The organism is Algoriphagus oliviformis (assembly GCF_017254915.1).
GTDB classification, from domain to species: domain Bacteria; phylum Bacteroidota; class Bacteroidia; order Cytophagales; family Cyclobacteriaceae; genus Algoriphagus; species Algoriphagus oliviformis.
Genome location: NZ_JAFKCT010000001.1, coordinates 151,182 through 176,913 on the forward strand (window position 1 = coordinate 151,182; position 25,732 = coordinate 176,913).

At 51.8% G+C, this 25,732-nt stretch carries 25 protein-coding genes; 15 read left to right on the plus strand and 10 right to left on the minus strand.

Features of this window, described 5'->3' with window-relative positions; translation table 11 throughout:
- Positions 1 to 5: 5 nt before the first annotated feature.
- The 8 genes from porN to J0A68_RS00730 all read right to left on the minus strand — a co-directional run bounded on the left by porN (position 6) and on the right by J0A68_RS00730 (position 9,250).
- The gene (gene porN / locus J0A68_RS00695) at positions 6 to 821 is read right to left on the minus strand and encodes a type IX secretion system ring subunit PorN/GldN (RefSeq protein WP_206576255.1); all 816 of its coding nucleotides are present in this window, start codon (positions 819 to 821) and stop codon (positions 6 to 8) included.
- A 25-nt stretch (positions 822 to 846) separates the two neighbouring features.
- Complete coding sequence (gene porM / locus J0A68_RS00700) at positions 847 to 2,445, minus strand: type IX secretion system motor protein PorM/GldM (protein WP_206576256.1); 1,599 nt, start codon at positions 2,443 to 2,445, stop codon at positions 847 to 849.
- Between the two features lie 37 nt (positions 2,446 to 2,482).
- Positions 2,483 to 3,265: a type IX secretion system motor protein PorL/GldL gene (porL, locus tag J0A68_RS00705; protein WP_206576257.1), complete on the minus strand. Its 783-nt coding sequence runs from the start codon at positions 3,263 to 3,265 to the stop codon at positions 2,483 to 2,485.
- A 47-nt stretch (positions 3,266 to 3,312) separates the two neighbouring features.
- Positions 3,313 to 4,407 (minus strand): T9SS ring complex lipoprotein PorK/GldK, encoded by a 1,095-nt coding sequence (porK, locus tag J0A68_RS00710; protein ID WP_206576258.1) that lies wholly within the window; start codon positions 4,405 to 4,407, stop codon positions 3,313 to 3,315.
- 168 nt (positions 4,408 to 4,575) lie between these two features.
- Positions 4,576 to 5,496 carry a PorP/SprF family type IX secretion system membrane protein gene (locus tag J0A68_RS00715; RefSeq protein ID WP_236021315.1) on the minus strand — a complete coding sequence of 307 codons (921 nt, stop codon included), beginning with the start codon at positions 5,494 to 5,496 and terminating at the stop codon, positions 4,576 to 4,578.
- A 132-nt stretch (positions 5,497 to 5,628) separates the two neighbouring features.
- Positions 5,629 to 6,402: a uroporphyrinogen-III synthase gene (locus tag J0A68_RS00720; protein ID WP_206576260.1), complete on the minus strand. Its 774-nt coding sequence runs from the start codon at positions 6,400 to 6,402 to the stop codon at positions 5,629 to 5,631.
- Between the two features lie 34 nt (positions 6,403 to 6,436).
- Entirely contained in the window at positions 6,437 to 7,546 is a 1,110-nt protein-coding gene (locus J0A68_RS00725; RefSeq protein ID WP_206576261.1) for a DUF4271 domain-containing protein, read from the minus strand.
- A 15-nt stretch (positions 7,547 to 7,561) separates the two neighbouring features.
- Positions 7,562 to 9,250: a BamA/TamA family outer membrane protein gene (locus J0A68_RS00730; RefSeq protein ID WP_206576262.1), complete on the minus strand. Its 1,689-nt coding sequence runs from the start codon at positions 9,248 to 9,250 to the stop codon at positions 7,562 to 7,564.
- A gap of 45 nt (positions 9,251 to 9,295) precedes the next feature.
- Between J0A68_RS00730 and hemW the strand changes: the two genes are divergently transcribed.
- The 7 genes from hemW to J0A68_RS00765 all read left to right on the plus strand — a co-directional run bounded on the left by hemW (position 9,296) and on the right by J0A68_RS00765 (position 17,163).
- Positions 9,296 to 10,417, plus strand: coding sequence for a radical SAM family heme chaperone HemW (hemW, locus tag J0A68_RS00735; protein WP_206576263.1), 1,122 nt, complete (start codon positions 9,296 to 9,298; stop codon positions 10,415 to 10,417).
- Positions 10,418 to 10,421: 4 nt separating this feature from the next.
- Positions 10,422 to 10,733: a DciA family protein gene (locus J0A68_RS00740; protein WP_206576264.1), complete on the plus strand. Its 312-nt coding sequence runs from the start codon at positions 10,422 to 10,424 to the stop codon at positions 10,731 to 10,733.
- Between the two features lie 96 nt (positions 10,734 to 10,829).
- On the plus strand, positions 10,830 to 12,911 hold the full coding sequence (locus tag J0A68_RS00745) for a GAF domain-containing SpoIIE family protein phosphatase (RefSeq protein ID WP_206576265.1): 2,082 nt from the start codon (positions 10,830 to 10,832) through the stop codon (positions 12,909 to 12,911).
- A gap of 18 nt (positions 12,912 to 12,929) precedes the next feature.
- Complete coding sequence (locus J0A68_RS00750) at positions 12,930 to 13,262, plus strand: STAS domain-containing protein (RefSeq protein ID WP_206576266.1); 333 nt, start codon at positions 12,930 to 12,932, stop codon at positions 13,260 to 13,262.
- A gap of 1 nt (position 13,263) precedes the next feature.
- Entirely contained in the window at positions 13,264 to 13,677 is a 414-nt protein-coding gene (locus J0A68_RS00755; RefSeq protein WP_206576267.1) for an ATP-binding protein, read from the plus strand.
- Positions 13,678 to 13,764: 87 nt separating this feature from the next.
- Complete coding sequence (locus J0A68_RS00760; RefSeq protein ID WP_206576268.1) at positions 13,765 to 15,759, plus strand: peptidylprolyl isomerase; 1,995 nt, start codon at positions 13,765 to 13,767, stop codon at positions 15,757 to 15,759.
- 42 nt (positions 15,760 to 15,801) lie between these two features.
- Positions 15,802 to 17,163 (plus strand): peptidylprolyl isomerase, encoded by a 1,362-nt coding sequence (locus J0A68_RS00765; protein WP_206576269.1) that lies wholly within the window; start codon positions 15,802 to 15,804, stop codon positions 17,161 to 17,163.
- Between the two features lie 100 nt (positions 17,164 to 17,263).
- Here J0A68_RS00765 and J0A68_RS00770 read toward each other — a convergent pair whose 3' ends face one another.
- Positions 17,264 to 17,584: a hypothetical protein gene (locus J0A68_RS00770; protein ID WP_206576270.1), complete on the minus strand. Its 321-nt coding sequence runs from the start codon at positions 17,582 to 17,584 to the stop codon at positions 17,264 to 17,266.
- Positions 17,585 to 17,654: 70 nt separating this feature from the next.
- Positions 17,655 to 19,445 (minus strand): ABC transporter ATP-binding protein, encoded by a 1,791-nt coding sequence (locus J0A68_RS00775; protein WP_206576271.1) that lies wholly within the window; start codon positions 19,443 to 19,445, stop codon positions 17,655 to 17,657.
- Positions 19,446 to 19,590: 145 nt separating this feature from the next.
- Here J0A68_RS00775 and J0A68_RS00780 point away from each other — a divergent pair, with 145 nt between their 5' ends.
- The 8 genes from J0A68_RS00780 (at position 19,591) to J0A68_RS00815 (ending at position 25,682) form a co-directional block, all read left to right on the plus strand.
- On the plus strand, positions 19,591 to 20,691 hold the full coding sequence (locus J0A68_RS00780) for a Glu/Leu/Phe/Val dehydrogenase dimerization domain-containing protein (protein ID WP_206576272.1): 1,101 nt from the start codon (positions 19,591 to 19,593) through the stop codon (positions 20,689 to 20,691).
- A gap of 120 nt (positions 20,692 to 20,811) precedes the next feature.
- Positions 20,812 to 21,996, plus strand: coding sequence for a transcription antitermination factor NusB (nusB, locus tag J0A68_RS00785; RefSeq protein ID WP_206576273.1), 1,185 nt, complete (start codon positions 20,812 to 20,814; stop codon positions 21,994 to 21,996).
- Between the two features lie 7 nt (positions 21,997 to 22,003).
- A complete protein-coding gene (locus J0A68_RS00790) occupies positions 22,004 to 22,306 on the plus strand; it encodes a YtxH domain-containing protein (RefSeq protein ID WP_206576274.1) in 303 nt (100 codons plus the stop codon).
- A gap of 2 nt (positions 22,307 to 22,308) precedes the next feature.
- On the plus strand, positions 22,309 to 22,845 hold the full coding sequence (locus tag J0A68_RS00795) for a DUF1573 domain-containing protein (RefSeq protein ID WP_206576275.1): 537 nt from the start codon (positions 22,309 to 22,311) through the stop codon (positions 22,843 to 22,845).
- Positions 22,846 to 22,847: 2 nt separating this feature from the next.
- A complete protein-coding gene (gene yajC, locus J0A68_RS00800) occupies positions 22,848 to 23,165 on the plus strand; it encodes a preprotein translocase subunit YajC (RefSeq protein ID WP_206576276.1) in 318 nt (105 codons plus the stop codon).
- Positions 23,166 to 23,173: 8 nt separating this feature from the next.
- Positions 23,174 to 24,139 (plus strand): YbbR-like domain-containing protein, encoded by a 966-nt coding sequence (locus J0A68_RS00805; RefSeq protein WP_206576277.1) that lies wholly within the window; start codon positions 23,174 to 23,176, stop codon positions 24,137 to 24,139.
- On the plus strand, positions 24,132 to 24,770 hold the full coding sequence (gene coaE / locus J0A68_RS00810; RefSeq protein ID WP_206576278.1) for a dephospho-CoA kinase: 639 nt from the start codon (positions 24,132 to 24,134) through the stop codon (positions 24,768 to 24,770). Before J0A68_RS00805 ends, coaE begins: the two co-directional genes overlap by 8 nt.
- A gap of 27 nt (positions 24,771 to 24,797) precedes the next feature.
- Entirely contained in the window at positions 24,798 to 25,682 is an 885-nt protein-coding gene (locus J0A68_RS00815; protein ID WP_206576279.1) for a bestrophin family protein, read from the plus strand.
- Positions 25,683 to 25,732 lie beyond the last annotated feature (50 nt).

The following is a 25,732-nucleotide window of genomic DNA, read 5'->3' on the forward strand; positions in this document are numbered from 1 at the left end:
TTTTATTACCACTCCCAGAGGGAGTTTTCGAATTCTAACAACTTGTATTCAAAATCCAAGGAATTGAGATAGGCCTGCATCTCCGGACTTGGATGGTCCGCCGACACCAAGTCGGCAATCAACGCATCATCCGGATTGGTAAACCTCCTCACTACCGACCTGAACAGCCTCGACTCAAACGCTTCGTCGTAAGTCAAGCTTTTGGAGATGTTCTGGAAATTGATCCATCTCGCGGTAGGATGGTTCTTGAAGTAGTTCACGAAATCCTTGTAGCGGATGAACGCCACTGATTTTTGACCCGCATTGGAATTGGTCTGGGACGGCATCACCAGCTCGATGTATTTGATGTCAAACACCAAGTCGGAGTGATGTCTGTCGAAGACAAAATCCTCTTTGAAATCGAGGTAGTAAAGCTGCTTGGAGAAAATGGAATCGCCATTGGCAGAGATCCAGAAGTTGTCCTGAAATTCGGCGATGGAAAGCGGCTTGGTAAACTCGGCATCGGCAAAGACTTCGAGCGCGTTCTCATCCACCACCGCTTTGTAGATGTGGTTGACTATACCGTTTGCCTTGTTGTCACCAGAGCCATACAGTGAGAGGTTGTACTTCTCGCGCAGGTCTATCCTTCTCCACACAGAGATTTGATACATCTTGTCATCGTCCCGGATCCGCTTCGCCGAATACACGGTATCCATCGAAAACTGGCGATCCCCATATCCAGAAGGATTGACGCTAGTGGCCACCTGCGCGTTTCCACTCAAGGGAAGGAGCCCAGCGGCCAGCAAAAGAGCCAAGAAGATGTGTTGCACAAATCGTTTCATAATAGCTTTATTTTAATCGTACTGCTTACTTGACTGCAATACGCTTGATTTCTCTCAGTTCAGAGTTGATTTTATTGCCTCTGAAGTTGGTTCTGGTCACTTGGGTTACCCGTACGACGATGTCGTCACCTGGTCTTGCACTTTCCAAGAGAGAGCGCATGCTTCCTCCGATCGGCACGGTCTGGCGAGGCACTTCACTTCTCAGCAACACCAGCTCGCCGCCGGTCACCTCAAAGTTGGAGTCCTTGGCCATGGTGCGTGCGAAAGTCGGCTCTGGTACAGCCACTACCTTCATGCTGTTTAGGGTGTTGAGTGCTTGCGCCTGGCTCATGTCAATTTCGCTGCCGTTGCCACCGACTACCTTGATGGTAGGAGCTGGAACCGGCTTAATATCAAACGCCACATCTCCGATTTTATTTCCGCCACTGCTGACACCGATGGTCACCTTGCCTGAAGCTCCCGGAATGATGGTCACTTGGCCTGGCTTGCTACCTTTGATGGACTGGCCATTGTTGATCGCGAATTCAGGAGAGTAGGTATTGCCCAAAGCAGGCACCTCGATCAGCAATTCGTTGGCACAGTCGGCGTATAGCTGCTGCACTACTTCAGAGGAAACTTTGATTACCGGCTGAGCGACGAAGTATTCATATTCCACAGGAATCACTTGGTCTTCGCCACCTACGTTGGTGACGATCTGTCCAGTGAGCAGCTGACGGGAAAGACCCTTGTCATCATAGCTTGATGCTGGAGCGACGGTAAATTCAACCTTACCAAATCCGTTCTCCACAGGAACAGAGCGTCCGCCCAAAGTCATCGTCGGAGCTGCAGAAGAAGAAGCAGATGCAATAAACATGTCTCCTTGGAACTTGGTACCAGCAGCCACCACATTGGAGACTGCGGCGATCTTACCTTCCAAAATATCCGCCTTGAAGTAGAAGGAGCCCAATGTGCTTGCAATTTGCGCAAGCGATTCACTTTCGATGTTCAATACTTCGTTTTGGAACTGGGTAAGCAAAGTCATCACCGCACCAACGGGAGACTTCACAAAGTTCAGGTTGACAAAGCTCTTTCCTCTTACATCCCTGTCGTTAGCAAAGATCTCGATGTCTTTGGCATCCAGTGCGATAGGCTTGTAGTTTACGCCAGTGATCCCCACTCCATTGAGGATTTCGGAAATCTGGGCCGGATAAGCATTCAATTTAGCCTGCAACTCATCGCCTCTACCCGCATTGGCAAACATGTTGCCGGTGATCTCGGTATTTTTCAGCGCAGAGTTGACAAAGTTTCCCTCGTCATTCTTTGCGTTGGACGTGGCGATCAGCTCTTGCTTCAGCTCCTCAAGGTAAGTGTAGATTTCCGAGGTTGCGGCTCTTACCTGCTCTGACGCCCCTACCTTTGGCACGTCCCGAGGGTTGTTACCCTGCTCTTCTACCGTCGCCTTGATCGAGTTGACGGTAGATTGGTTTTTTGAAATAAAATTTCTGGAAGTGCGCTCCATCCCATCATTGATGAGGACGAACTTCTGGAGGATCTGATTACTTACCTGGAGGGCCAAAAGGGCCGTCAAAACCAGGTACATCATCCCGATCATCCGCTGTCTAGGTGTTTCTTTTGCTCCTGCCATCTCTCTAGCTTTCGGTTCTTTAGATGATTAGGATAGATTAACCTTTCATGGCGGAAAGCATTCCACCATAGATTTTGTTGAGTGAGCTTACGTTTTGGTTCAGCTTAGCCAATTCATTCTTGAACGCTTCGGTTTCTTTTCCGGCTTCGGAAAGTCCCTGCATCGCCACAGACATGTTGCTGTAGAATTTGTTGAGGGTTTTCACGTGGCTGTTGGCATCCTGCAATTCCATTTCGTACACTGCATTCAGAGCAGTCAAGTTTTTGGTCACAGTCACCACTTGGCTATGGTAAGCTTTGGCATCTTGGGAAGCAGCGGACATCTCGGTAAGGGCCGCCGCAGTTTTGCCGTAGGAAGCGTTCATGTCTACCAAGGTCTTGGCGGCAGACTTCACGTTGGTTGCATATTCGTTGGTAGCTACAGCCGCATCGGACAAATTACCCATTTTCTCAGCGGAAGTCGCCAGATTTTGCATTCCCTTGCCCAAGCTGTCGATCAACTCAGGGCCGATTTTGGCTTTGGACAGCATATCATCCAGCTTGGCAGACACTTCGTCTCCCTTGGCCTTTTGTGGAGCTCCGCCGGCTAACTGCGGATATATTTTGCTCCAATCCATTTCTTCCTGTCTTGGCTCAAATGAGGACAGGAAAAAGATAATCGCCTCTGTGGTCAGACCAACACCAATCATGAGATTGGCACCCTGCCAATCCAGGATCTTGAACATCGCACCGAGGATGACGACAGCAGCACCAATACCATAGACTTTGGGCATGACGCTACTGTAAAATTTAGCTTTAAAGGAATTGCTGTTGCTAGCCATTGGGAATTTGTGAATTAAGGTTGAGTTTTATTCTTGTTGTGGGTGGGTTATCTCTTTGTTCTCTTGCTGGACTTCACGTCCATGGATCCTGATCGTCCCATGAAGGTCATCGCAGTACGGAAGCCAATGTGGGCTTGGGTGACATCCTGGTATTCGTAGGTTCTGGTAGAAGTTTCCAGATAGTGTGCGATGTCTTTCCAGCTACCGCCTCTTACGATCTTTCTTGGCTCGTTGGGATCATCGTATACCGGGTCCAAATCCCAGGTATCCACTCTGGAAGTAGCCTTGTAGGCATCCATTACCCATTCCGCCACGTTGCCGGACATGTTGTACAGACCAAAGCCGTTGGGGGAAAACACGTCTACCGGCGCAGTGTAGGCAAATCCATCGTCGATGTAGTTACCTCTGCCAGGCTTGAAGTTTGCCATCAGGCAGCCTCTTTTGTTTTTTAGATAAGGTCCGCCCCAAGGGTACTTGGCGACATCCTTGCCACCTTTGGCAGCGTATTCCCACTCCGCCTCAGATGGCAGTCTGAAAGAAGGCACGTCAAAGTCGGACTCGTCATTTGCACGAAGGTGATACGTTCTCCACTCGCAGTATTTCTGAGCCTGATCCCATGAAACGCCAACCACGGGATAGTTGTCAAATGCGGGGTGGTCAAAATAGAACTCCATCAGTGGGTCTCCATAGTGATAGGAAAAACTGGTAGACCAGACAGTAGTATCGGGTCTAAGCTCTTCGTAGTTGAATGTCGGGGGATCTTTCAGTGTGGTAGGTGTGCCGGTGGCCAACTCGCCATTTTTCACCGCCTCCAAAAACTGTCTGTATTTATTGTTGGACACTTCGTACTTGTCCATGAAAAATTCAGAGATCGTAATCTGCTTGTTCATCGATGACTGGGAGTAGGCAATGTCCTCATCAGACTGCCCCATCCAAAAAGTACCGGCTTTGACAGGCACCATGTCGATGGGTAGGTTTTGCTGCCAGCTTGCACGCTTGGGAACTCCGGTCACCTCACCACGTCTGTTGGCTTTTTCACTTGCCGAACCCTTCTTATTAAATAGCCCGCAACCTGGTAGTAGTGTTGCAATGGCCAAGCCTAGTGTAATAGGCATTAAGCGGAGTCTCATTTTTTTATACATAAATGGCGTTTTTGAAATCATCAATTTTTTGCCCAATCTAAAACCTACTTGAATCGCCGAAATTTAGAGGAATTAGGCCCACAAATGCAAATAACCTGCCAATTTTAACCCCATTTGTAAACCAATGGAAGTGCCAGAGCACCGTGGTTTTCAATGGAATTGGACAGATTAAAACCTGTATCTCGGGGTTCTCTGGATCACCCGATCCACCACCCTACTGGCCGTGGGAAGCGCATATCTCAACATCAATTCATGGCTGGTGGGCGATTTTGCGTCCAGCCCCCCCGTCACCAAATCAAAAGCATAGCCCAATTTAAGGGAATTATCCCGCAACAAGCTGTAGCCTATGATCAAAGAAACCGATTCTTCCCCGCGGTAAGCTATCCCCCCATTAATCTTGTTCTGATGTGTTGCCATAACGCTCACATCGTAGGAAAAATTATTGAAGGAAACGGTTTTTATGAGTAGGCTCGGCTCTATTCTCAATTGTCCGATAGGCCGTACCCTGTAGCCAAAGAGGAAGTAGGAATGGTTTTTCAGCTGGTTTGCGTAGCTCGCGTCGCCAAAGTCAAAAGTAGGTTGATTCAGATGCTTAGAGCTTATGCCCAAATAATAATTGTTCCTGTCATATAATATTCCCGCACCAAAGTCCAATGCTAGTTGGCTTTCCTTTCCCGACTGGGGCAGGTTGGGTTCAGGATTGACCACTACCAAGTCGCCATAGTCCAGCGAGCTGGAGTACATGCCCACATAGCCGCCCAGGCTCAAGGTGCCTCGGCGCACTTTCTTGTGATAGGCCCCCTTGAGGTTGACTTCCAGATTGCTGGTCGCACCGATCTGATCATTGACGATGGAGAGGCCATACCCGATATTTTTGGAGTCAAGCCTTCCCTCCGCCGTGATGAGCTGGGTGGTCGGTGCACCTCCCTGTCCTGAGCTGGTCGTGTAGCCTGCCCATTGGGATCTGTGCAGAGCCGAAAACCGATAGCCGCCCTCCTTGCCCGCAAAGGCAGGATTATAAAACATGCCGTTGTACATGTATTGGGTAAACTGGGCGTCTTGCTGCGCCTGGGCCTGTGCTGCACACAAAAACAGCAGCAATGATAATCCAAGCTTTAAAAAGTAATCCAATCGGCTTTTGGTAGTCATTTGGCTGAGGTCTCTCAATTTTAAACTAGTGTATGAATTTAAACTGAAAAACCACAGCAAATGATACAAGTTTTACAAATTGTTGGCCTTTTTGATATAGAGCTCCAAGGCGCCGGTCATACTCGGGGCGTTGGGCATAGGGGCCTCGATATCGAGTATCAGATCCATTTCGCGCACCGCCGCCGAAGTGGTGGGGCCGAATGCCGCGATACGCGTATTGCCCTGGACAAAGTCCGGGAAGTTGCTTTTCAGCGACTTGATCCCTGAGGGGCTGAAGAATGCGAGGATATCGTACTTCACGTCTGCCAAGTCGGAAAGGTCCGCTGCCACGGTATGGTAGATGATCGCCTCGGTAAACGCGATGCTGTGTTTTTCCATGTAACCCGGGATATCGTCTTTGCGGATATCCGAGCATGGGAAAAGATACTTCTCGTTTTTGTGTTTTTTGAAATAGTCAAAAAGATCCTCAGCCGTCTTTTGGCCTACAAAAAGCTTGCGTTTGCGGATGACGATGTACTTCTGCAGGTAGTGTGCGGTCTGGTCCGAAATACAGAAGTATTTCATCTCTGCGGGCATCTCGATCTTGAATTCCTTGCAGATCGCAAAGAAATGGTCGATCGCATTGCGGCTGGTAAAAATGATGGCCGTATGCTTCAGGATATCGATCTTCTGCTTTCTGAATTCCTTTGGTGGGACTGGCTCTACCTTGATAAACTGTCTGAAGTCTATTTTCAGCTTGTACTTCTCCGCCAACTGCAGGTAGGGGGAATTAGCATCAGTAGGCTTGGGCTGGGAAACTAGGATACTCTTTACTGGCTTAAAGCGATCTTTTGGAGCTGCACTCATGCTAATTTTATTCCTTTATTATAGTTCGATTGCATCACTGACCTAGATCCATAATCCATTTTGCGAGGATTAGAAAAGGTACTAATTCTGCGATGCAAAGGTAAGTAAATAAATGGTATTTCTTAAAACTCAACCTACTCATCATAATCAGGAACAGTCCCAGCACCCCGAAAATGTAAAACCAGAAAAAGCCCAAAAGCAGCAGGGAGAGGGCAGATTCAAGGCCTGAAAAATCGTTGGAGACAAAATACGCCCCCACCAAGAGTACCACCGCACACCCAAAGACCACCAGCCTCAGCAGGTAAAAAAAGTGGGAAAACTCTGCCTTCCCTAAGTCAAACAGATAGGAGATGAGCTTGATCGCGATAAACTTCACGATCGTCAAAGCCAAGATCAGGAAAGCACCGCCCAGCCACACCGTGAGCAGGGAGGAATAGTCCAGTCCTATCCAGGTCTCCAGCCAGTCTTTGCTGAACACCACCAGGCTCGTCACCGCACCCTGGGAGATCATCATCGCCACGATCAGGATGTAGAAGATCACGTCGAAGGAAAAAAACTTCTGCAGGTTGCCACTGTCCGAAAAGTCCTCCGCGTTGATCACAGACAAGGGCTGTAGCATCATCGCCAGCAGGTAGGGATAGGCCAACTTGTACAGTGCCAGGAAGAAAAGGATGATAAAAAGCGCCGTAAAATAGAAGTCTTTCACCGGCTGCGGGACAAAGCGTCCCGTGATGGGATTGCCCTCCGGATCCACAGACGCCTCCCGGATACTGCTCAAGCCCAACACTTTTTGGATGCTGGTCTTCTTGGGACCCAGATTCGGACTGACAACGGTAAAGGTCACCGTATCCTGTCCAAACTCAGCCTGAAAATCCGCCAGGGAGCGAAAGAAAACCGTGTCTCTAGACGTCAGCCTCCACAGCTTGCCATCGATGAAAACCGTGGACTTGGACGGAAGCTTGATTCGTAGATTGGACTCGGGAAAGCTTGCCAGATCCACCTGCAGGTCGATCCTATTGTTGCTGCCCAGCCAAGATTCCTCCTGGGCAGATTCCCAGAGTCCATCGTAATTTTCCAAGACTTGGGCACGGGCACCCAAACTCAGGAAAACGAGAAACAAAAACAGCAAGCGGACTTTACACATAGACTGATTCACCTTCTAAAACCTCGCCAAGTAACCAAAGTGTATCCTGGAATAGGAAAAAGACAAAGGCTGGGTATTGGATCTTCCCAACGCAAACACAAAACTGAATAATCCTCCGTCAGTGTCCAAATTGATTCCTGTCCCAAATGCAAAAGGGCGGTCGATTTTTTCGTTGGCGTAGGGATTTTGCACCACTCCCAAGTCGGTGAACAGCACCAGATACGAGCTTTGGTCAAGGAACAGCCGCTGCTCCAGATTCAGGTAACCATAGCTTTTAGCGAAAAAGCTCTTTTCATTGAAGCCCCGGATACTTTTCAGTCCTCCCACGCGAAAAAACTCGTTGACAAAGAGGTTCTCGTTTTCCAGCAAAGCTCCCACGCCGCGGATCCACATCCCCCAGCCTGGCTTCACAAAAAAGTGTTTTTCGACCGAAAACCAAGCCTGGTACTGGGGAGAGGACTCGTCCAATCCCTCGTAGGCCTCCTCAGGCAGCCCCGTGTTTTCGAGGATCTTTTTGTTTCCCAGCGAAAATTGCCCCTGAATCCTCAGCCCCCTCCTTGGCGTAGTCGGAGAATCCAGCCTGTCCCAGTCCAGTCCCATCCCGTACCTGTTCCAGCGGTAGTCGATGGCGCTCGGCAAGTCTTGCCCGCTCCCAAAGCCCTCCACGGAAATCAGGTCTCCAGCCTGCCTTCTGGTGAAAAAGCTCAGGTATGCCCCGTCAGAAGCCCGATATCCAAAGTCCAAATCCAAACTTCGGTTGACAAAGCTTGAGTCCTGCTTGAGAAGGGAAAAACCTAGCTGAAAATCCAGTGGCAAACGGAACACAAAGGCCTCCTTGGCCCGAATATCGAGCGACTGGGACTGCACATTGAGGCGTTGCCACTGGATGGAAAAGTCCCTCCCCTTGCCTCCCAAGTGATACAAGCGCAGGTCCACCTCGCCGGTGATGAGCACTTTGCCGGGTTCGTTTTCATTGGGAAGCAGGCCCACTACACCGTCAAACACATTGAACCGCCGGTCCTGCAGGGTGAAAATCGGTCTGGCCTGCCGGGTCTGAAAGGTCAGCTCCGGCACACCGACCAAGGTAAAATAGGGAGACTTGCGAAGCGTCTGGGCCGCTTTTTCCAGATCACTCTGAGAAAACGCTGTGCCTGGATTCAACCTGGAAAGCTGCTGCACATAGACCTCCTTGGTCTTGCTATTTCCGGCCACTGTCAGGCTGTCCCACGTGATATAGGGCCCCGACTGGTAATCCATCCGCCCGGAAAGCACCGCTCCCTCGACTTGAATACTGTCTATCCTCAGTTCCGCAAAGGGATAGCCACTGTCCTCAGCCAGCTCCAGTACCAGCTCCATCCATTCGTAGGGAGCGGGATAGGACAAGTCCGGCTTTCCCAATTTTTCCACGAAAGGGCTCGGTACATTTCCCTCGGCGATTTCCTTCCAGCCAAAAAGCCTGCCCGGCGCCCAGGCAAATAGCACCGTGTCTCCGCTTCTGCTTTCGCTAAAAAAGCCCTCCAAATAGCCTTGCCTCAGGAAGGCTTGCGCGAGAGAGTCCCGCTTGGCCAGGGCCTGCGACCTGTCGGAAAGCAAAAGGCTGGCCTCTTTTCCCTCCTCCCAGACCAAGCGAAAAACCTCCTGTCCAAGGCATGTCGCGCTACCGAAAGCCAGCAAAAACAAGACTGCCAAAAAACAGGACTTCAAGGGGCAAAGGGGGATTGGTTATATTCGCAAGTTAATTGAATTCACTTGGCAGGCATCTACATCCACATTCCCTTTTGCAGGCAGGCATGCCACTATTGCGACTTCCACTTCAGTACCAATCTGAGCCGGATCGACGGGATGGTGGATGCCATAGCTGCGGAGATGGAGCTCCGAAGGGATTTTCTTCAGAAAAAGTCCGTGGAAACCATCTACTTCGGCGGCGGCACCCCCTCCCTGCTTTCGGGCAGACAGTTGGATTTCCTGCTGGAGAAAGCCGCCAAGACTTTTTCCCTCGAGCTCAAAGAAGTCACTCTGGAGGCCAATCCGGACGACCTCTCCCCGGAAAACCTCAACACCTGGAAGTCGCTCGGCATAGACCGCCTCAGCCTCGGCGTGCAGAGCTTTGACGAGGCCGTGCTGCGTTTTTACAATCGTGCGCACTCCGCCAAAGAGGCCCTAGACGCCATCGCCCAGGGGAGGAAGGCTGGCTTTGAAAAGTTTTCCCTGGACCTCATCTACGGCTTTCCCCAGCCCGATCACTCGCTATGGAAAAAGGACCTCGCCGAAGCGCTCCGGCAAGACCCCGGGCATATTTCCGCCTACTCCCTGACGGTGGAGCCAAGGACTGCCCTGGGCAAATGGGCAGAGAAAGGGAAATTTGTCCCCGCCGACGAGGATTTCGCCGCGGAGCAGTTTGAGTGGCTGCAGGAGCAAAGCGAAAAGGCAGGCTATGTGCAATACGAGATTTCCAACTTTGGAAAGCCGGGCCAGTTTGCCCTTCACAACACCAGCTACTGGCAAGGCATCCCCTACTTGGGACTCGGCCCGAGTGCCCATTCCTTTGACGGCAAAAACCGCGGGGCAAACCCCGCCCACAACAGCTCCTACACCCAATCCATCGAAGCCGGGAAAATCCCCTACGAGGAAGAGCCAGCCTCGATGGAAGACCAAGTCAACGACCGCATTCTGACGGGATTGCGGACGATTTGGGGACTTTCCCCCGGCAGTCTGGCAGAGGACTTCGGACTGGACCTACTGCAGACCAAATCCGAGGCCATCCAAAAATTAGCGGGCCAGGGCTGGCTGCTTTGGGATGGCAAAACCCTATCTTTGACCAAACGGGGCATGCTCCTGGCCGACAGCATCGCGGCCGAACTCTTTATCTAAATCCATGAGCTACAATTCAAATCCAGGCAGAAAAAAAGAAACCGCACCGCTCGAAGCCGCCTTCAACGAGCTGCTGAAAGCCTACAGGCTGGAGGACAAGTTTAAGGAAAAGCAGCTGGTCAGCAGCTGGGGCGAGATCGTGGGGCGTACCATCGCCGACCGCACTTCTTCTGTCTTTGTCAAGGACAAAAAGCTTTTTGTGAAGCTCAGCTCCGGGCCGATCAAGAAGGAACTGATGCTCAACCGCTCCAAAGTCCTCGCCCTGATCGAGGAAAAAGTAGGCAAGGGCGTGGTGGAAGAGCTGATTTGCCTTTGATCGCTTCTTTACAATTTTTAACTAGCCTCTGCTGACTGATACCGACCATTCTGGGAAGGATTAGTCCAGTTTGAGTATTATTGCGAAATCATTCCGATGGTCAAGCTACCTTCCATCCATATCGGCAAACTCAGTCTCCTCCTCGCCATCCTGGTGTGGCTGGCGCTGCTGTTTGTGGATCTGGTGCGGCTCTTTGGGATGATCAACGAGATGGACTCCGGCATCTCCGATGAGATCACCTGGATACTGGAGATCCTGTTTTTTTTCACACTCTACGGTTTTTACAACTATTCCGTGGGGAAAAACATCCAGAGCGACTTTCTGAACCTGCTCTGGCGGGCTTCCTCCACGGGGATTTTCGCCACGGGCGTGGCCTTGCTCACGGAGCTTTTCTACATCTCCATGGGCGACAGCAAGCTGGCCACAGAGCCCTTTCTGAAAAACTTCTTCTACCACGTCAACTTCGCCCTGACGACGATCTTCCTGATCTCCTCGGCCCTGCTGTGGAAGCATCTCATTCTTTACCAGAAAAACAAGCAGGTAGTCAAGCAGTGGCAGACCTTTGAGTTTGCCATGCTCTTGGCGATGTTCTTCGTGTTTTTCAACAAAAACAACTTCGACTACAGCTTCCTCTTTGCCATGGTGATCCTCTTCGTGATCACCGTCGTGCTGTCCGGCAACCTGAAGTGGATTCCTTACCTGACTTTCAAGGAAAAATGGAAGTCGCTCCTCTTTTTGTTCTTCCTGCTGATCTGCACCGTTTACCTCTTCCGAAGGATGCTGGCCTACAGTGCTGCGGAGGCCTATCAGGTCAACCTGACGGACAACCTGTTTCTGATGGCCCTTTTTGGCTTCATCTTCACCTACGCGCTTTTCAGTTTTTTGGTCACGCTGTTCAACCTCCCCACCTCATCGGTATTTGAGCAAAAGCTCACGGAGGCCATCAACTTCCAGCGCCTCAGCCAGTCCATCCAGCCCGACGACAACGAAGAGCAGGTGCTCGACATCCTACTGGACAGCTGCATGAGCGCCTCCTATGCCGACGGGGCTTGGATAGAAATCAGCCCCGATGGGCAAACCGAAGGCATCAACCAGCTGCGGTTCCTGGACGAACCGACGAAGGAGGAACTCTCCGAACTCATCAAAAACCAAAAAGCGGCCGTGGGCTGGGCCTCCACCGACCGACCGGAGATGCTGCAGCCCCTGCTGATCCGCTTGGACCATCCCCGGTACGAGTCCACGCTTTTGGTTCCGCTCGTGATCAACAAGGTCGCCATCGGCCGGATGGTGCTGTGCAAGGAAGTCCGCGACGGCTTCAACAAAGAGATGGTCAACATCATCAGCACCTTTGTGCGGCAGGCCTGCATCTCGGTGGAAAACCACCGTCTACTCAACCAAGCCATCCAAAACGAGCGCTATCAGGAAGAGCTCAAGATCGCCCAGCGCGTACAGAAAGCCCTGCTTCCGGCCCAGCTTGACCATCCGGATCAGTTTGACATCTGTGCCTTTTCCAACGCGGCCGACGAGGTAGGCGGGGATTACTATGACACGTACAAGGTGGACGAAAACCGCTACGTCCTGATCATCGGTGACGTCTCGGGCAAGGGTACCTCCGCGGCTTTCCACATGGCGCAGATGAAGGGCGTCTTCCAAAGCCTCATCCAGCTCGACCTCAGCCCGGCGCAGTTTATGATCCGGGCCAATGCTGCGCTGGGAAAATGCCTGGAAAGGAACCATTTTATCACGGCTTCGATTTTCCAGATCGATATTGCGGAGCGCCGGATCTGCCATGCTCGGGCGGGCCACATCCCCACATTGCGCTACCAGGCGAAGGAGGCAAAATCGGAGTATTTGTTTTTCGACGGACTCGGTTTGGGAATTTTGAGAAACCGGCAGTACGAAAATCACGTTCAGGAGAAAACCTTCACCTATGAGCCTGGAGACATCCTGGTTTTGATCACAGACGGAATCGTGGAAGCCAAAAACCAGAAGGGGCAACAGTTTGGCTTCGAGCGGATCAAAAGCTTGGTGGAAATCCACCATGACAAGACTCCAAAAGAAATCCAAAACCAACTTATCGATGCGCTTCACGTCTTTGTAGGTGGAGACGGCATGATCGAAGACGACTATTCCATGATGGTCGTGAAGTTTCAGCAACCGACAACCCAAACCCTTTAGCGTAAAGAACCCCAAGCCATGCTGCGTCTGGAAAAATCACAAGAAAACGAAATCGAAATCCTGAGCCTGTACGGAGAAGTGGATGCCAGCAACTCCGTCATTCTGGACGAGGCCATTCAGGAAATCGTCGCCTCCGGCACCAAATCCATCCTCATCGACGGCAAAAACCTGGACTACATCTCCTCTGCTGGACTGGGGGTATTCATGTCCTACCTGGAGGACTTTCAGGATCAGGGCATCAGTATGAAGATCTGTGACCTGGCTCCCCGGGTCTTTGAGGTGTTTCGCATCTTGGGCTTGGACCAATTGATCCCCATCTTCCCCGATCGGGCAGCGGCATTCGCAGTATAAAATGATGTACAGACTGGACATATCCTGCCAGACTTCGGCACTTTCGGAACTGAGGGCATTTCTCCAGCAGGCGCTGGGCAGCGCCACCCTGGACGAAATCGAGAAGCACCAGGTCACCCTGGCCGTGGAAGAGGTCTGTGCCAACCTCATCATCCACTCCCACGGATGCAACCCCAAGGACATCATCCAGCTGGAAATAAAAGACTCCGACAAAAAGCTGATTTTTGAGATTTCCGACCAAGGCGAGGCTTTCAACATCCTGGACTATGAGGTGCCCGACCTCAAAAAGGTCATGGTGGAAAAGCGAAAAGGCGGCTTAGGCATCATTTTGGTTAAGAAGATCATGGACGAGATCGAATTTGAGTCTAAAAACGGCACCAACACCTGCCGCCTGATCAAATGGTTTCGATCCTAATTTTGGTTAAATGCCCCAGCTATAGGGCATTCACCCCGAATTACTGATAAATTTGTAACATTGCATTGTAAATCGGCTATCCAGTACATGAATCACCGAACAGTTTCGGCATTTGTAGTCACCCTCCAAATTGCATTCTTGCTCCATTTCCCCCTCTCAGCCTTCGCCCAGACCAATGGCGACGCGCTCCTGACCGTGGGCGGGAAACCTGTGGACAAGGATGAACTCGTGTATCTCATCTCCAAAGGCATAAGCACGGATGCCAAGACTCCCGGCATCAGCAGGGAGGAATTCGAGGAAAACCTGGAGCTTTTCATCAACTACAAGCTCAAAGTCCGCGAGGCGGAAGCGATGGGATTGGAGAAAACCGAGGAGTTTGCGCGGGAATTCGCCTCTTTCAAAGAAACCCTCATCTACCCCTATCTGATCAAAAACTCCCTGGAAGAAGGAGAGCTGCGCAAGGCCTACTCCCGCATGCAGGAGGTCGTCCGCGCCAGCCACATCCTCTTTCAGTTTCCCCCCAATGCCAGCACCGAGGACAGCCTCATAGTCCTGAAGATGGCCCTGAAGGTAAAAGGCGAAATCGAAAACGGCGGCGATATCAACGAACTGGCCGTCCAATATTCGGACGACCCTTCCGCCAAAGTCAACAAGGGCGACTTGGGGTATTTCACCGGATTGCAGATGGTGCAGCCTTTTGAAGACGCCGCCTACACGCTGCAGGCCGGCCAAGTCTCCGACCCAGTCCTGACCAGCTTTGGCTACCATATCATCAAAGTGCAAGACCGCCAGCCCAACCCGGGTCAGGTGAGAGTGTCCCATATCTTGGTACGCTTTGATGCAAAAAATCCCACCGCCGAGGAAAATGCCCGAAGGAAAATCGCCGACATCTACACCGAAATCCAAAAGGAAAACACCGTGTGGGAAGACATCGTCAAAACCTACTCGGAAGATCCCGCTACCAACCAGCGGGGAGGACTCCTACCGTGGTTTGGCGTGGGAAGCATGATCCCGGAATTTGAGATGGGCGCCTTTTCCCTCTCCGAGATCGGCGAAGTGTCCCCTCCGCTCAAAACCCAGTATGGCTATCATATCTTGAGGCTGGAAGAAAAGAAGCCCATCGATTCCTTTGAAGAGATGGAGGAAAACATCCGCTCCAGAATCCTCCGCGACTCCCGGTCCGGCATGATCCAGTCGCAGGTGGTGGCAATCCAAAAGGCCCGCTATGGTTATAAGGAAGACGAAGCCTCCGTGGGTCGTCTCGCTCAGGCACTCAACTCATCCTCCAAGGAAAACTTTGCCGCCGCAGCCAGCAGCCAGTCCCTCGACAAGGCGCCGCTCTTTACCCTCCAGGGCAGAACCTACCTGCTCTCTGACCTCATCGCCTACATGGATGGAGAGGAGATCAGCGCCAAGTTTACCGGAGGCACCTTTGATGTCTGGTTTGACCGCTTCTCGGCCGAGATCCTCGCACAAACTGAGGAGAAGGACATCGAATCCAACAACAAGGAATACCAGATGCTCCTGAAGGAATACCGGGACGGCATCTTGCTGTTTTCGCTCATGAACCAAGAGGTGTGGGAGAAAGGCATCACCGATTCCCTCGGTCAGGCGGAATTTTTCCGCAAAAACCTGGACAACTACCAATGGCAAAACAGGATTGAAGCCTTTTTGGTGAAAGTCCTCGATCCGACTCAGGCTGAAAACGCACGCAAAAAGCTCCAAGGCAACGGCTATGACCAGAGCCTGATCCAGAGCTTTGAGGCGGACTACCAGACCAACGCCACCCTCGCTTACCACACAGAATCCGGCGTGTATGAATATGCCGAGCATCCCGTGCTCTCGAAGATCGATCCCCAGCTTTCCTATCAGGAGATCGAGGTCGATGGCAGCCTCTACCTGGTGCTGACTGGGCAAAAAATCCCGGCTGGCCCCAGAAAATTCGAGGAGTCAAGAGGCCTCGTGATCCGTGACTATCAGGAATACCTCGACCAGAGCCTGACGGATTCCCTCAAAAGCAAATACCCCATCCAGATCAACCCCCAGGTAAAAGAGGAGGCTTTTCTGGCTCTGAATCAATAAACAAAACTCCACAGCTGTGGAAACAAAAGGTTACCAACACCCATGAAATTTCTAAACCGACTTATTCTCAGCCTTGTGGGCGCGATGGCTTTGGGCCAAACTCTGGCCCAAGAAGCCCCTACGGGCCAGGTCTTGGATAAAATCGTCGCCAAGGTGGACAACAACATCATCCTGGAGTCGGATGTCCAGCAGACCTACATCGAGGCTTTGGCACAGGCCCAGCAAGGCATGGAAGCCCCTACCCGCTGCAACGTTTTCGAAAGCCTCATGATCAACAAGCTGATGGTGGCTAAGGCCGAGATCGACTCGGTCATCGTGACAGACGCAGAGGTCATGCTCCAGACAGAAAACCGCTTCAATGCCGTTCTGCAGCAGTTTGGCGGAGACGAGAGCATGCTGGTACAGGTCTATGGCAAGACCGCCGAGCAGCTCAAGGCTGAGCTCGAGGACGTGATCCGAGAGCAGATGATCGTGACCAAGATGAGAGGAAAAATCACCGAAGGTCTGACCGTGTCCCCAGCAGACGTGCGGGCGTTCTTCAACAGCATCCCCAAGGACTCCCTGCCGCTCTTCACCTCCGAAGCCACAGTCGGCCAAATCGTAAAAAAACCGGAAGTGAATGCCAAAGTCAGGGACGAGATCGTCGCGCAACTGACCCAGTTCAAGCAGGATATCTTGGATGGAAAGGCCGATTTTGCCGATCTGGCCAAACGGTATTCTGAGGACCCAGGGTCTGGCGCACAGGGTGGTGATTTGGGTTTTTACAGAAGAGGGGAGTTGGCTCCCGAGTTTGAGGCTACCGCTTTGGGACTCAGACAGGGCGAGATCAGCGATCCGGTGGAGACTCAGTTTGGCTTTCACATGATCCAGCTTCTAGAGATCAAAGGCAGCACCTATAATACCCGACACATTCTCCGGATTCCAAAGGCCACCGAAGAGGATCTTTTAAAAGCTGAAAGATATTTGGACAGCCTCAAAAAGGAAATCGAAGCGGGCAAGATCGAGTTTGCCAAGGCTGCGAAAGAGTATTCCGAAGACCGGGCCACGTCTGATCATGGAGGTTTTTTCACCGATCCGGCAACCAACTCAAACAGACTCTCTTTGAGAACCCTCGAAGATCCGGTACTCTATTTCACCATCGATACGATGCAGGTCGGCAAGATGACCAAACCCATCCGATTCGAAGATCCACGTGAAGGCACCAAAGTCAGAATTTTGTACTACCACGCGAAATATCCTGCCCACCGAGCGAACCTCGAAGATGACTACGAAAAAATGAAGGCGGCGGCGCTGCGGCGAAAAGAAGATGACATTCTCGGCAGCTGGTTTATCACTGCGAAGGAGGACGTCTTCATCGACATCGATCCTACCTACGACCGCTGCGACGTGCTGCAGGGCAACTAGGCCCAGTTTCGCCCACAAAAAATCCCCGAATATCTCACACTTGATATTCGGGGATTTTTTGTGGGGCTGTTTCGACTAAAGACAGGCGCTCGCCCGCTACCTACTTTTTCTTGCCAAAAAGCGCCTTAAAGGCCATTCCAAGCTGTCGAAAACCTTCCTTGAGGAATCCTTTGGACTCTTGGATTTTGGGCTCCATCTCCTTCTTTTTTTCATTGAATTCACGCTCCAGCATTTCCTTGCCTTTGCGCAGCTCCTCTTCTAGGCTGGTCTTGTTTTCCTTTAGGTCTTTGATTTTTTGCTCGATCTCCTCTTTGACATCGGCGCCGGCTTCGGCTCCTTTCTGGACGAGCTCCTCGATTTTGTTTCCGATTTCCTGGAGAACTTCCTCGATATCCTGGGTTGTAGATTTCTTCTTTGTCATGGCCAAAAGTGATCTGTTGCGTATTTCAAGTTAGGAGAAAAACTTGAAAACCAGCACCCTTTGACAAAAATCACCCGTCTATCGGCTCACCCGACTGGGTCTGCTTCTCATAGAGCTCGGCATACACGCCTTTTTGATCCATCAGGGAGTCGTGGTCGCCCCGCTCTATGATCTTGCCGTCCGAGAGCACGATGATATGGTCAGCCAGCTTGGCCGACGACACGCGGTGGGAAATGATGACCGAGGTGCGGTTTTCCATGATGCGCTTCAGTGCGGTCAGGATCGAGTTTTCGGTCTTGGTATCCACCGCGGAGAGGCAGTCGTCGAGGATGAGGATTCTCGGCTCCTTGGCGATAGCCCGGGCGATGGAGACGCGCTGCTTTTGCCCACCGGACAGGGTGATCCCCCGCTCGCCCAGCATCGTCTCAAAGCCCTTGGGGAAATCGACGATGTTTTGGTACACGTCGGCATCTTTGGCAGCCTTCTCGATCAAAACCTGATCCGGACGATCCAGCCCAAAAGCGATGTTGTTGGAAATGGTATCGGAAAACAGGAATACGTCCTGGGGCACAAAGCCGATCTGCTTCCTCAGATCCGAAATGTCGTAGCGGCGGATGTCCACCCCATCGATGCACAGCTGCCCGGAAGTCGGATCATACATGCGCATCAGGAGGTTGGCAATCGTGGACTTCCCGGAGCCCGTCGTGCCGATGATCCCCAGGGTCTGTCCCGCTTTGATCTCAAACGACACCTGATCCAGCGCTTTGATCCCCGAGTCGGGATAGACGAAAGTCAGGTCCTTGACCTGGATCGCTCCGGCAAAATCGGCTTCGAGATTCTCCGTGCTCACGAGGTCATTGCGCACATCCAAAAACTCGTTGATGCGCGTCTGCGAGGCAGCCGCCCGCTGCACGATGCTGGTCACCCAGCCCAGCGAGGTCACCGGCCAAGTGAGGATGTTCACATAGAGGATAAACTCCGCGATCACCCCGTAGCCGATCTCGCCCTCGATCACCATGATGCCGCCCACATAGACGGTGATGATCGTGGAGATGCCTACCAAGGCCATGATCAGCGGAAAAAACAGCGCATTGACCCGGGTCAGCTCGATGGACTTGTGTTTGTACTCTTCGCTGGCTTCCGCAAAGTTGCGGGCGGAATCTTCCTCCCGCACAAAGGCCTTGAGCACACGGATGCCGGAAAAAGCCTCCTGGACAAATGTGCTGAGTCCGGAGAGACTCCTTTGGATTTTCTCCGAGCGCTCATTGATCAGGTTGTTGACAAAATAGATACTCACCGAGAGGATAGGCAAAGGCAGCAAGGAGTAAAGGGTAAGCTCTGCATTGACCGAGATCATGTAAAAAATCACGAGAGGAAAAAGGATGAGCAAGTTTAGCCCATACATGATCGCCGGACCGAGGTACATCCTCACGCGGCTCACGTCCTCGGTGATCCTGGCCATCAGATCCCCGGTGCTGTTCTTTCGGTAGAAGCTCAGCGGCAAATCCTGGTAGTGCTCAAAGATCTCGTTTTTCATGTCGTACTCCACCCTCCTGGACATGATGATGATGGTCTGCCGGATAAGGAAGAGAAAAAAGCCCCGCAGCAAGGCCATCACCAGGATCAAAATCCCAAAAATGAAGACGTACTCCAGAAAAATTTCTCGGGCAATTTCGCCCATACCTCCCTGCATCAGAGGACGATACAGCGAAAAACTCTCCACCACATAATCTATGGCAATCCTCACCAGCTGCGCAGGGATAATTACGAAGATGTTGGAGATCACGGTAAATACTATCCCCAGCAGCAGCAAGCCCTTGTATTTGTATAAATACTTATTGATTCTCCAAAGCGGCTTCACCAAATAAAAATTTTTAATTCGAATATTGAGTTACAGAAACTACGGAAGCAATTCCTTTGTTGGCTGATAAAAGTATTTAATTTTGTATCAGCCCTTTCCGGAGGCTACAACCCAAATATAACATATTCTAAAAAGCTAAGTTCACATGTTAGAGATTAATGCAACCGAAACAGTGCGGGAAGGGTCCATATTTGGACAGATCAGCACCATGGATCACGAGCAGCTGGTCGTATGTCATGACCAAGCTACAGGCCTGAAGGCGCTCATCGGCATCCACAACACCACCCTGGGCCCTGCGCTGGGCGGCACCCGAATGTGGCCCTATGCCTCTGATGCAGACGCCATCACAGATGTGCTGAGACTTTCCAGGGGGATGACTTTCAAAAACTCCCTCGCCGGCCTCAACCTCGGCGGCGGCAAGGCGGTGATCATCGGTGACCCCAAACTAAAGAACGAAGCTTTCCTGAGACGTTTCGGCCGGTTTGTCGAAAGCCTCGGGGGAAGATATGTGACCGCCGAAGATGTAAACATGAAGACTTCGGACATGGAGTACATCGCGATGGAAACCCGCCACGTGACCGGACTTCCGCAGCTCAAGGGCGGTGCCGGCGACCCCTCTCCCGTGACTGCCTACGGCGTGTACATGGGCATCAAAGCCGCCGCTAAAAAGGCCTTTGGCTCCGACTCCTTGGCCGGAAAGAAAATCGGCGTTCAGGGAGTCGGCCAAGTCGGCAAATACCTGATCGAGTATCTGGTCAAAGAAGGCGCAGAGATCCTCATCACCGACATTTTCGAAGACAAACTGCGGGAAATCTCCAAGGCTACCGGAGCGACTGTGGTCGACCCCAATGTGATCTACGACCTGCCTATGGACATCTATGCACCCTGTGCGCTCGGCGCGACGATCAACGACGAGACGATCGACCGACTGAAATGCGCCGTGGTGGCAGGCGGGGCAAACAACCAGCTCAAGGACGAGGGCAAGCACGGCAGGATTCTCATGGACAAGGGAATCGTCTATGCGCCTGACTTCCTGATCAATGCAGGCGGCGTGATCAACGTGGGTGCGGAGTACTTCGGCGACTACCATAGAGAGACCGTTTTCTCCCAAACGGAAAAGATCTATGACACCTGTCTCACCATCCTGGAAAAATCGGAGAAAGAAAACATCGCAGCCCAGCAGGCTGCCATCGACGTGGCCAAAGCACGAATCGAGGCGATGGGAAGAGTGAAGCTTTCTTTCTAAAACCAGCTCCCCAATCCAAAAAAACCACCGGCAGCGTGCTGCCGGTGGTTTTTTTGTCACCTTCCAAATGCCCGTACCCCATCTAAAATTCCCTATATTTACGGCTCTTTTACTACCTATATGCTAAACAGAAGAATCCTCAGAGTCAAGGCGTTTCAAAACCTCTATGCCTTCGAACAATGCAAAGGATCCAACCTCAATATTGCCAAAGACTTCATCCGGGAGTCTTTTTTGCCGGATCTCAACAGCATGGAAGTGCAGGACAAGCCTGCCCTGACCCGCGACGCCGAGGAGGCCGTCAAACTTTTTGAACAAAATCTCGAAACCGACGGCCTGCTCAAATCCTCGGACGCCAAGCCAAAGATCAAGCAGGTAGTCCTCCTGGCCCTGAAGCAGTTTCGCACGGCCAACGAAAAGGACCGAGACTTCATGCTTAGAAACATGATCACCTCCGCCGAGCGGATACCACAGCTCTATCTTTTGGCCATCGAGCTGCTGCAGGCTTTTGCGAAGCACGTGGCCAAAGACCTCGAAAAAAAGAAAAAACTGTCCGGGGAAAGCCCCGTCGCCTTTGGCAACGAGCTAAACCTGGTCAACAACCAAGTCCTTCGAAACATCCGTGAATCGGACACTTACCGTGCAGCCGTGGCGCGAAACAACGTCGATCTGGACGATCTCGAGCTGGAGATCCGGGAGTGGTTTAGGGACTATGTCAAGCCGTCAGAGACCTACCAGGAGTACCTGAAGATCACCGAGCCGACAATCGAGCAGGATTTTGAAGCGGCAGACGATCTCCTGAAGAAGATCATTTTCAAAAACGAGGTGATCCTGACCTACTTCTCCGAAAAAGACCTCAACTGGACCGAAAACAAATCCGTCGTCCGCAGCCTGGCTTCCAAAGTGCTGAAAAACGCTGCGGGCAGCGAGGAATCCGAGGGCGACCAGCTGCCGGAGATCGCCATCAACTGGGACGAGGATAAAGAGTTTTTTCAAAATATATTTAACTTCACCATCGAAAACGAGGGCATGAGCAAGGCCCTCATCGCCCAAAAAACCAAAAACTGGGACATTGACCGACTGGCCTTTACGGACAAGATCATCATTTCCATGGCCATCGCCGAGATGAAACATTTCCCCAGCATCCCGGTGAAAGTCAGTATCAATGAGTACATTGACATCTCCAAAACCTACAGCACGCCGAAAAGCAAGCAGTTTGTGAACGGACTGTTGGATGTTTTGGCAAAAGAATTAACCGACAGCGGCCAAATCCGTAAGAGTGGTCGAGGACTTCTGGACAATAAATAAGAGAACTATGAGCAAGAGCAGCAACACCCTATTCGCATTCGCCTTGGGTGCCGGCGTCGGCGCGGCACTGGGCATTCTGTTTGCCCCCGACACTGGCGCAAATACGCGTGACAAGCTTACCTTCAAGCTTTCCAAATACAAGAAGGAGCTGGAAGAGCTCATCAACGAACTCGTGGAGGGCAAAGAACTTCATCTCAACGAAGCCAAGACCGAGGGCAAGCGCGTGATCACCGAAGCCAAAAATAAGGCTGAAAACCTGCTGAACGACGTCAATAAATTAATCGATCAAATTAACCAAGGGAATAACTAATTATGAAAATCAAATTGCTTAGCGCATTTGCGCTGGCTTTGGTTTTGGCCAGCTCCTGCTCGCAAAAAGACGACCAGGCGGCTAAAATCAAGGCGCTAGAGGACAAAATCGCCCAGTTGGAGACCAGCAATACTGCCGTGACTCCAGTTAATGCCCAGTCTGCTACCACCGCTGACCCCAGCACCTTGGGTCAATTTGAGTTTGCAGAGATGGAATATGACTTTGGCAACATCAACGAAGGCAAGGTAGTAGAGCACGTCTTCGATTTCACCAACAATGGCCAGGCTCCCCTGATCATCTCCAACATCACCGCTTCCTGCGGCTGTACCAGCCCTGACTGGACCAAGACTCCGATCAACCCAGGCGAGAAGGGATTTGTGAAAGTGGTCTTCAACTCCACGGCCAAGTCCGGCGCCCAGGCTCCGACCGTCACCATCCAGGCAAACACCAACCCAACCGTGACCCGACTGAGAATGAAGGGCTCGGTAACTCCAAAATTGGCCGGCGCTGAGGCTCCTGCAGGTCCATTGAAGCGATAATCATGATCAATACCGTATTAGCACAGGCCGCAGCAGGTGGCGGGGGGATCCTTGGACAAGTGTTTCTGTTTGGATCCATCATCTTGATCATGTATTTCTTTATGATCAGACCGCAGCAGAAGAAACAAAAGGAAACCAAAAAATTCATCGAGGAGATCAAAAAAGGGGACGACGTAGTCACCATCGGAGGCCTCCACGGCAAAATCTACAGTGTGGACGGAGACACCGTGCAGCTGGAGCTGGACCGCGGGCTGAAGGTGAAGGTAGAGAAGTCGGCCATTTCCCTTGATTTCTCGAAGAAATCCACCCCATCCAAATAAATTGAGCTTTGGCGGAACATAAAAAGTCCTCCGGAAGGATTTCTTCCAAAAAACTCTCCAATCTGAAAGTGGTAGTCCTCTGCATCGCAGCGGCTACCACTTTTTGGATTTTAAATGCCCTCAACAAGGACAACTACACCACCATCGTGGACTACCCCATCGAGTGGGACTTTGACGGGGAAAAGTACATGGCTATCCAGCCCCTCCCCGAAAGCGTACCCATCCAAATCTCCGGGAATGGCTGGGATCTGCTGCGCAAATATTTCAAGCTCAACGAGCCCCCGTTTGTCATCAACCTCGCCGAGCCCGCGACCAAAAATTTCATCCTCACCTCTGACCTCAAGCGTCCCCTGGGCGATTTCATCACCCCGACCGTCCTGATCGGCATGCTGGAGGATTCGCTTGCTTTTCGCATTGATCAGATCCAAACCAGAAAGCTGGATCCCGTGCTGGACACCACCAGCTATACGATGGCCAAAAACGTGGTAATCGAGGGAGAGATCTCCTTCGATCCCAAACAGATCTCGCTCAGCGGCCCTTCCTCTGTCTTGGATTCATTCGGTGGGCGATTCCCCATTTCTCTCAACGCCAAGCGCATCGGGGAAAACTTCAACGAGTCGGTTCCGCTCAGAATACCCAAGGAACTCTCCGAGGTACTCACCCTCCAAGACGCAAGCGTAGAAGTCAGCTTCACCGTCATCCAATTTTTGGAAGGAAACAAGCGCCTGAAGCTGCGAAAGGTCAACTTCCCGAAAACCGTAACCCTCGAAAACGAGGAGCTTACTCCCGTGATCTCTTACCTGGTCGATGGCAGCAAGGTCACAGAGCTGAAGGACATGGAGTTTGAGGCCGTCTTGGACTACTCCAAGCGCAACCGAGAGGACAGCACCATCGCGATCGTAGTAAGGCCCAACCCGAGCTATATCAAGGAAATGAAGGTCGAACCCTCTCATGTCAGGTTGAAATATGAGTAAGTCCCGCCCGCTCCGGATCGGCATCACCGGTGGAATCGGCTCGGGCAAGTCCACCGTGGGCCGAATTTTCCACATCCTCGGCATCCCCATCTACTCGGCCGACGACCGTGCCAAATGGCTCATGGCCAACGACGCGGCTTTGAAAGGGCAAATCAGCGCTACATTTGGGCTGGAGAGCTACCTGGAAGACGGGAGCCTCAACCGGGCTTTTTTGGCTGAGAAAGTATTTTCAGACCCCGAAAAGGTCAAGCAAATCAATGCACTCGTCCATCCTGCGGTGGGTCGAGACTTTCATGGATGGGCCGAAAACCAGAACGCTCCCTACGTTTTGAAAGAAGCAGCCCTCCTTTTTGAAACAGGCTCCTACCGCGAGCTGGACAAGATAATCAACGTCAGCTCTCCCCTGAAAATCCGAATCGCCAGAATCCTGATGCGCGACCCACATCGCAGCGAATCCCAGGTCAACCACATCATCGACCAACAGATGCCGGACGAGGAAAAAAACGAAAAGGCAGACTTTGTGATCAAAAACTCCGACAACAAGCTCCTCATTCCGCAGGTGTTGGAGATTCACCGAACACTGTCTGCCGCAGCCGAGCTAGCGCGCCAAAAGCACCCCTCTGATGGATAGAATTCACCAGTATTTTTACGCCACTCCATGAAGGTCTACAACAACAAGGATTGGGCACAGTTTGTCTTCATGGTGTCCAAGTCTGACACCATCCGCAAGCTCGCCCCTTTGATACTAATCATCTTTGTCTACTCGCTGGGAGTGACCTATCTGGAAATCCACTACTTCAAAGTCACCGCGGACAGCTGGGTGAGAAATCTCCCCCAAATGCACAGCCTGCTGAGCTTTGTGATTTCCATGCTGCTCGTGTTTCGCACCAACACCGCCTACGACCGCTGGTGGGAAGGAAGGAAGCTCTGGGGGCAGCTGGTCAACAACAGCCGTAACTTTGCGATTAAGATCGCCGGCATGGTCGATACCCAGGACGAGGAAAACAGAAGGTTTTTCAGTCGGGCCATCCCCATCTACGCCTTTGCGCTAAAGGACCACCTCCAGTCCAAAGCCACCGAGTACAGCCTCCACGACGGGGAGATCAAGGGGCTTCCGACCAAGCTAAGCCCAGAACTGCACGTTCCCAACCAGATTGCCAAGGGGCTTTTTTCCCGGATCAACCATCTCTACGGAGAGCGAAAAATCACCGGCGACCAGCTGATCGTGCTCAATGGGGAAGTGTCTGCGCTTACCGACATCTGCGGCGCCTGCGAGCGGATCAAAAACACACCCATCCCCTACAGCTACAGCTCATTCATCAAAAAATTCATCATGCTCTATACCCTCACGCTTCCCATAGGCTATGCCTATATGCTGGGGTATTTTGCGGCACCCATCGTGGCCTTTGTTTTTTACGTGCTGGCCAGCCTGGAGCTGATCGCTGAGGAGATCGAGGAGCCTTTTGGCGACGATGAAAACGACCTCCCCATGGAAAAGCTGTCAAAAAATATCCAGCGCCATGTCGGCGAAATCCTGGACTAAGGGTTTACCGAATCCAAAAACAAAAAAGGAATCCCAACCGGGACTCCTTT

Excerpts from the sequence above, each read along its gene's own strand:
- J0A68_RS00740 (WP_206576264.1), top strand. The coding sequence starts at position 10,422 with ATGAGCTACAATTCAAATCCAGGCAGAAAAAAAGAAACCGCACCGCTC.
- J0A68_RS00725 (WP_206576261.1), bottom strand. The coding sequence starts at position 7,546 with ATGTGTAAAGTCCGCTTGCTGTTTTTGTTTCTCGTTTTCCTGAGTTTG.
- porL (WP_206576257.1), bottom strand. The coding sequence starts at position 3,265 with ATGGCTAGCAACAGCAATTCCTTTAAAGCTAAATTTTACAGTAGCGTC.
- J0A68_RS00760 (WP_206576268.1), top strand. The coding sequence starts at position 13,765 with ATGAATCACCGAACAGTTTCGGCATTTGTAGTCACCCTCCAAATTGCA.
- J0A68_RS00815 (WP_206576279.1), top strand. The coding sequence starts at position 24,798 with ATGAAGGTCTACAACAACAAGGATTGGGCACAGTTTGTCTTCATGGTG.
- J0A68_RS00755 (WP_206576267.1), top strand. The coding sequence starts at position 13,264 with ATGATGTACAGACTGGACATATCCTGCCAGACTTCGGCACTTTCGGAA.
- J0A68_RS00780 (WP_206576272.1), top strand. The coding sequence starts at position 19,591 with ATGTTAGAGATTAATGCAACCGAAACAGTGCGGGAAGGGTCCATATTT.
- yajC (WP_206576276.1), top strand. The coding sequence starts at position 22,848 with ATGATCAATACCGTATTAGCACAGGCCGCAGCAGGTGGCGGGGGGATC.
- J0A68_RS00770 (WP_206576270.1), bottom strand. The coding sequence starts at position 17,584 with ATGACAAAGAAGAAATCTACAACCCAGGATATCGAGGAAGTTCTCCAG.
- porM (WP_206576256.1), bottom strand. The coding sequence starts at position 2,445 with ATGGCAGGAGCAAAAGAAACACCTAGACAGCGGATGATCGGGATGATG.
- J0A68_RS00750 (WP_206576266.1), top strand. The coding sequence starts at position 12,930 with ATGCTGCGTCTGGAAAAATCACAAGAAAACGAAATCGAAATCCTGAGC.
- J0A68_RS00795 (WP_206576275.1), top strand. The coding sequence starts at position 22,309 with ATGAAAATCAAATTGCTTAGCGCATTTGCGCTGGCTTTGGTTTTGGCC.
- J0A68_RS00745 (WP_206576265.1), top strand. The coding sequence starts at position 10,830 with ATGGTCAAGCTACCTTCCATCCATATCGGCAAACTCAGTCTCCTCCTC.
- coaE (WP_206576278.1), top strand. The coding sequence starts at position 24,132 with ATGAGTAAGTCCCGCCCGCTCCGGATCGGCATCACCGGTGGAATCGGC.
- J0A68_RS00790 (WP_206576274.1), top strand. The coding sequence starts at position 22,004 with ATGAGCAAGAGCAGCAACACCCTATTCGCATTCGCCTTGGGTGCCGGC.
- nusB (WP_206576273.1), top strand. The coding sequence starts at position 20,812 with ATGCTAAACAGAAGAATCCTCAGAGTCAAGGCGTTTCAAAACCTCTAT.
- porK (WP_206576258.1), bottom strand. The coding sequence starts at position 4,407 with ATGTATAAAAAAATGAGACTCCGCTTAATGCCTATTACACTAGGCTTG.
- porN (WP_206576255.1), bottom strand. The coding sequence starts at position 821 with ATGAAACGATTTGTGCAACACATCTTCTTGGCTCTTTTGCTGGCCGCT.
- J0A68_RS00765 (WP_206576269.1), top strand. The coding sequence starts at position 15,802 with ATGAAATTTCTAAACCGACTTATTCTCAGCCTTGTGGGCGCGATGGCT.
- J0A68_RS00720 (WP_206576260.1), bottom strand. The coding sequence starts at position 6,402 with ATGAGTGCAGCTCCAAAAGATCGCTTTAAGCCAGTAAAGAGTATCCTA.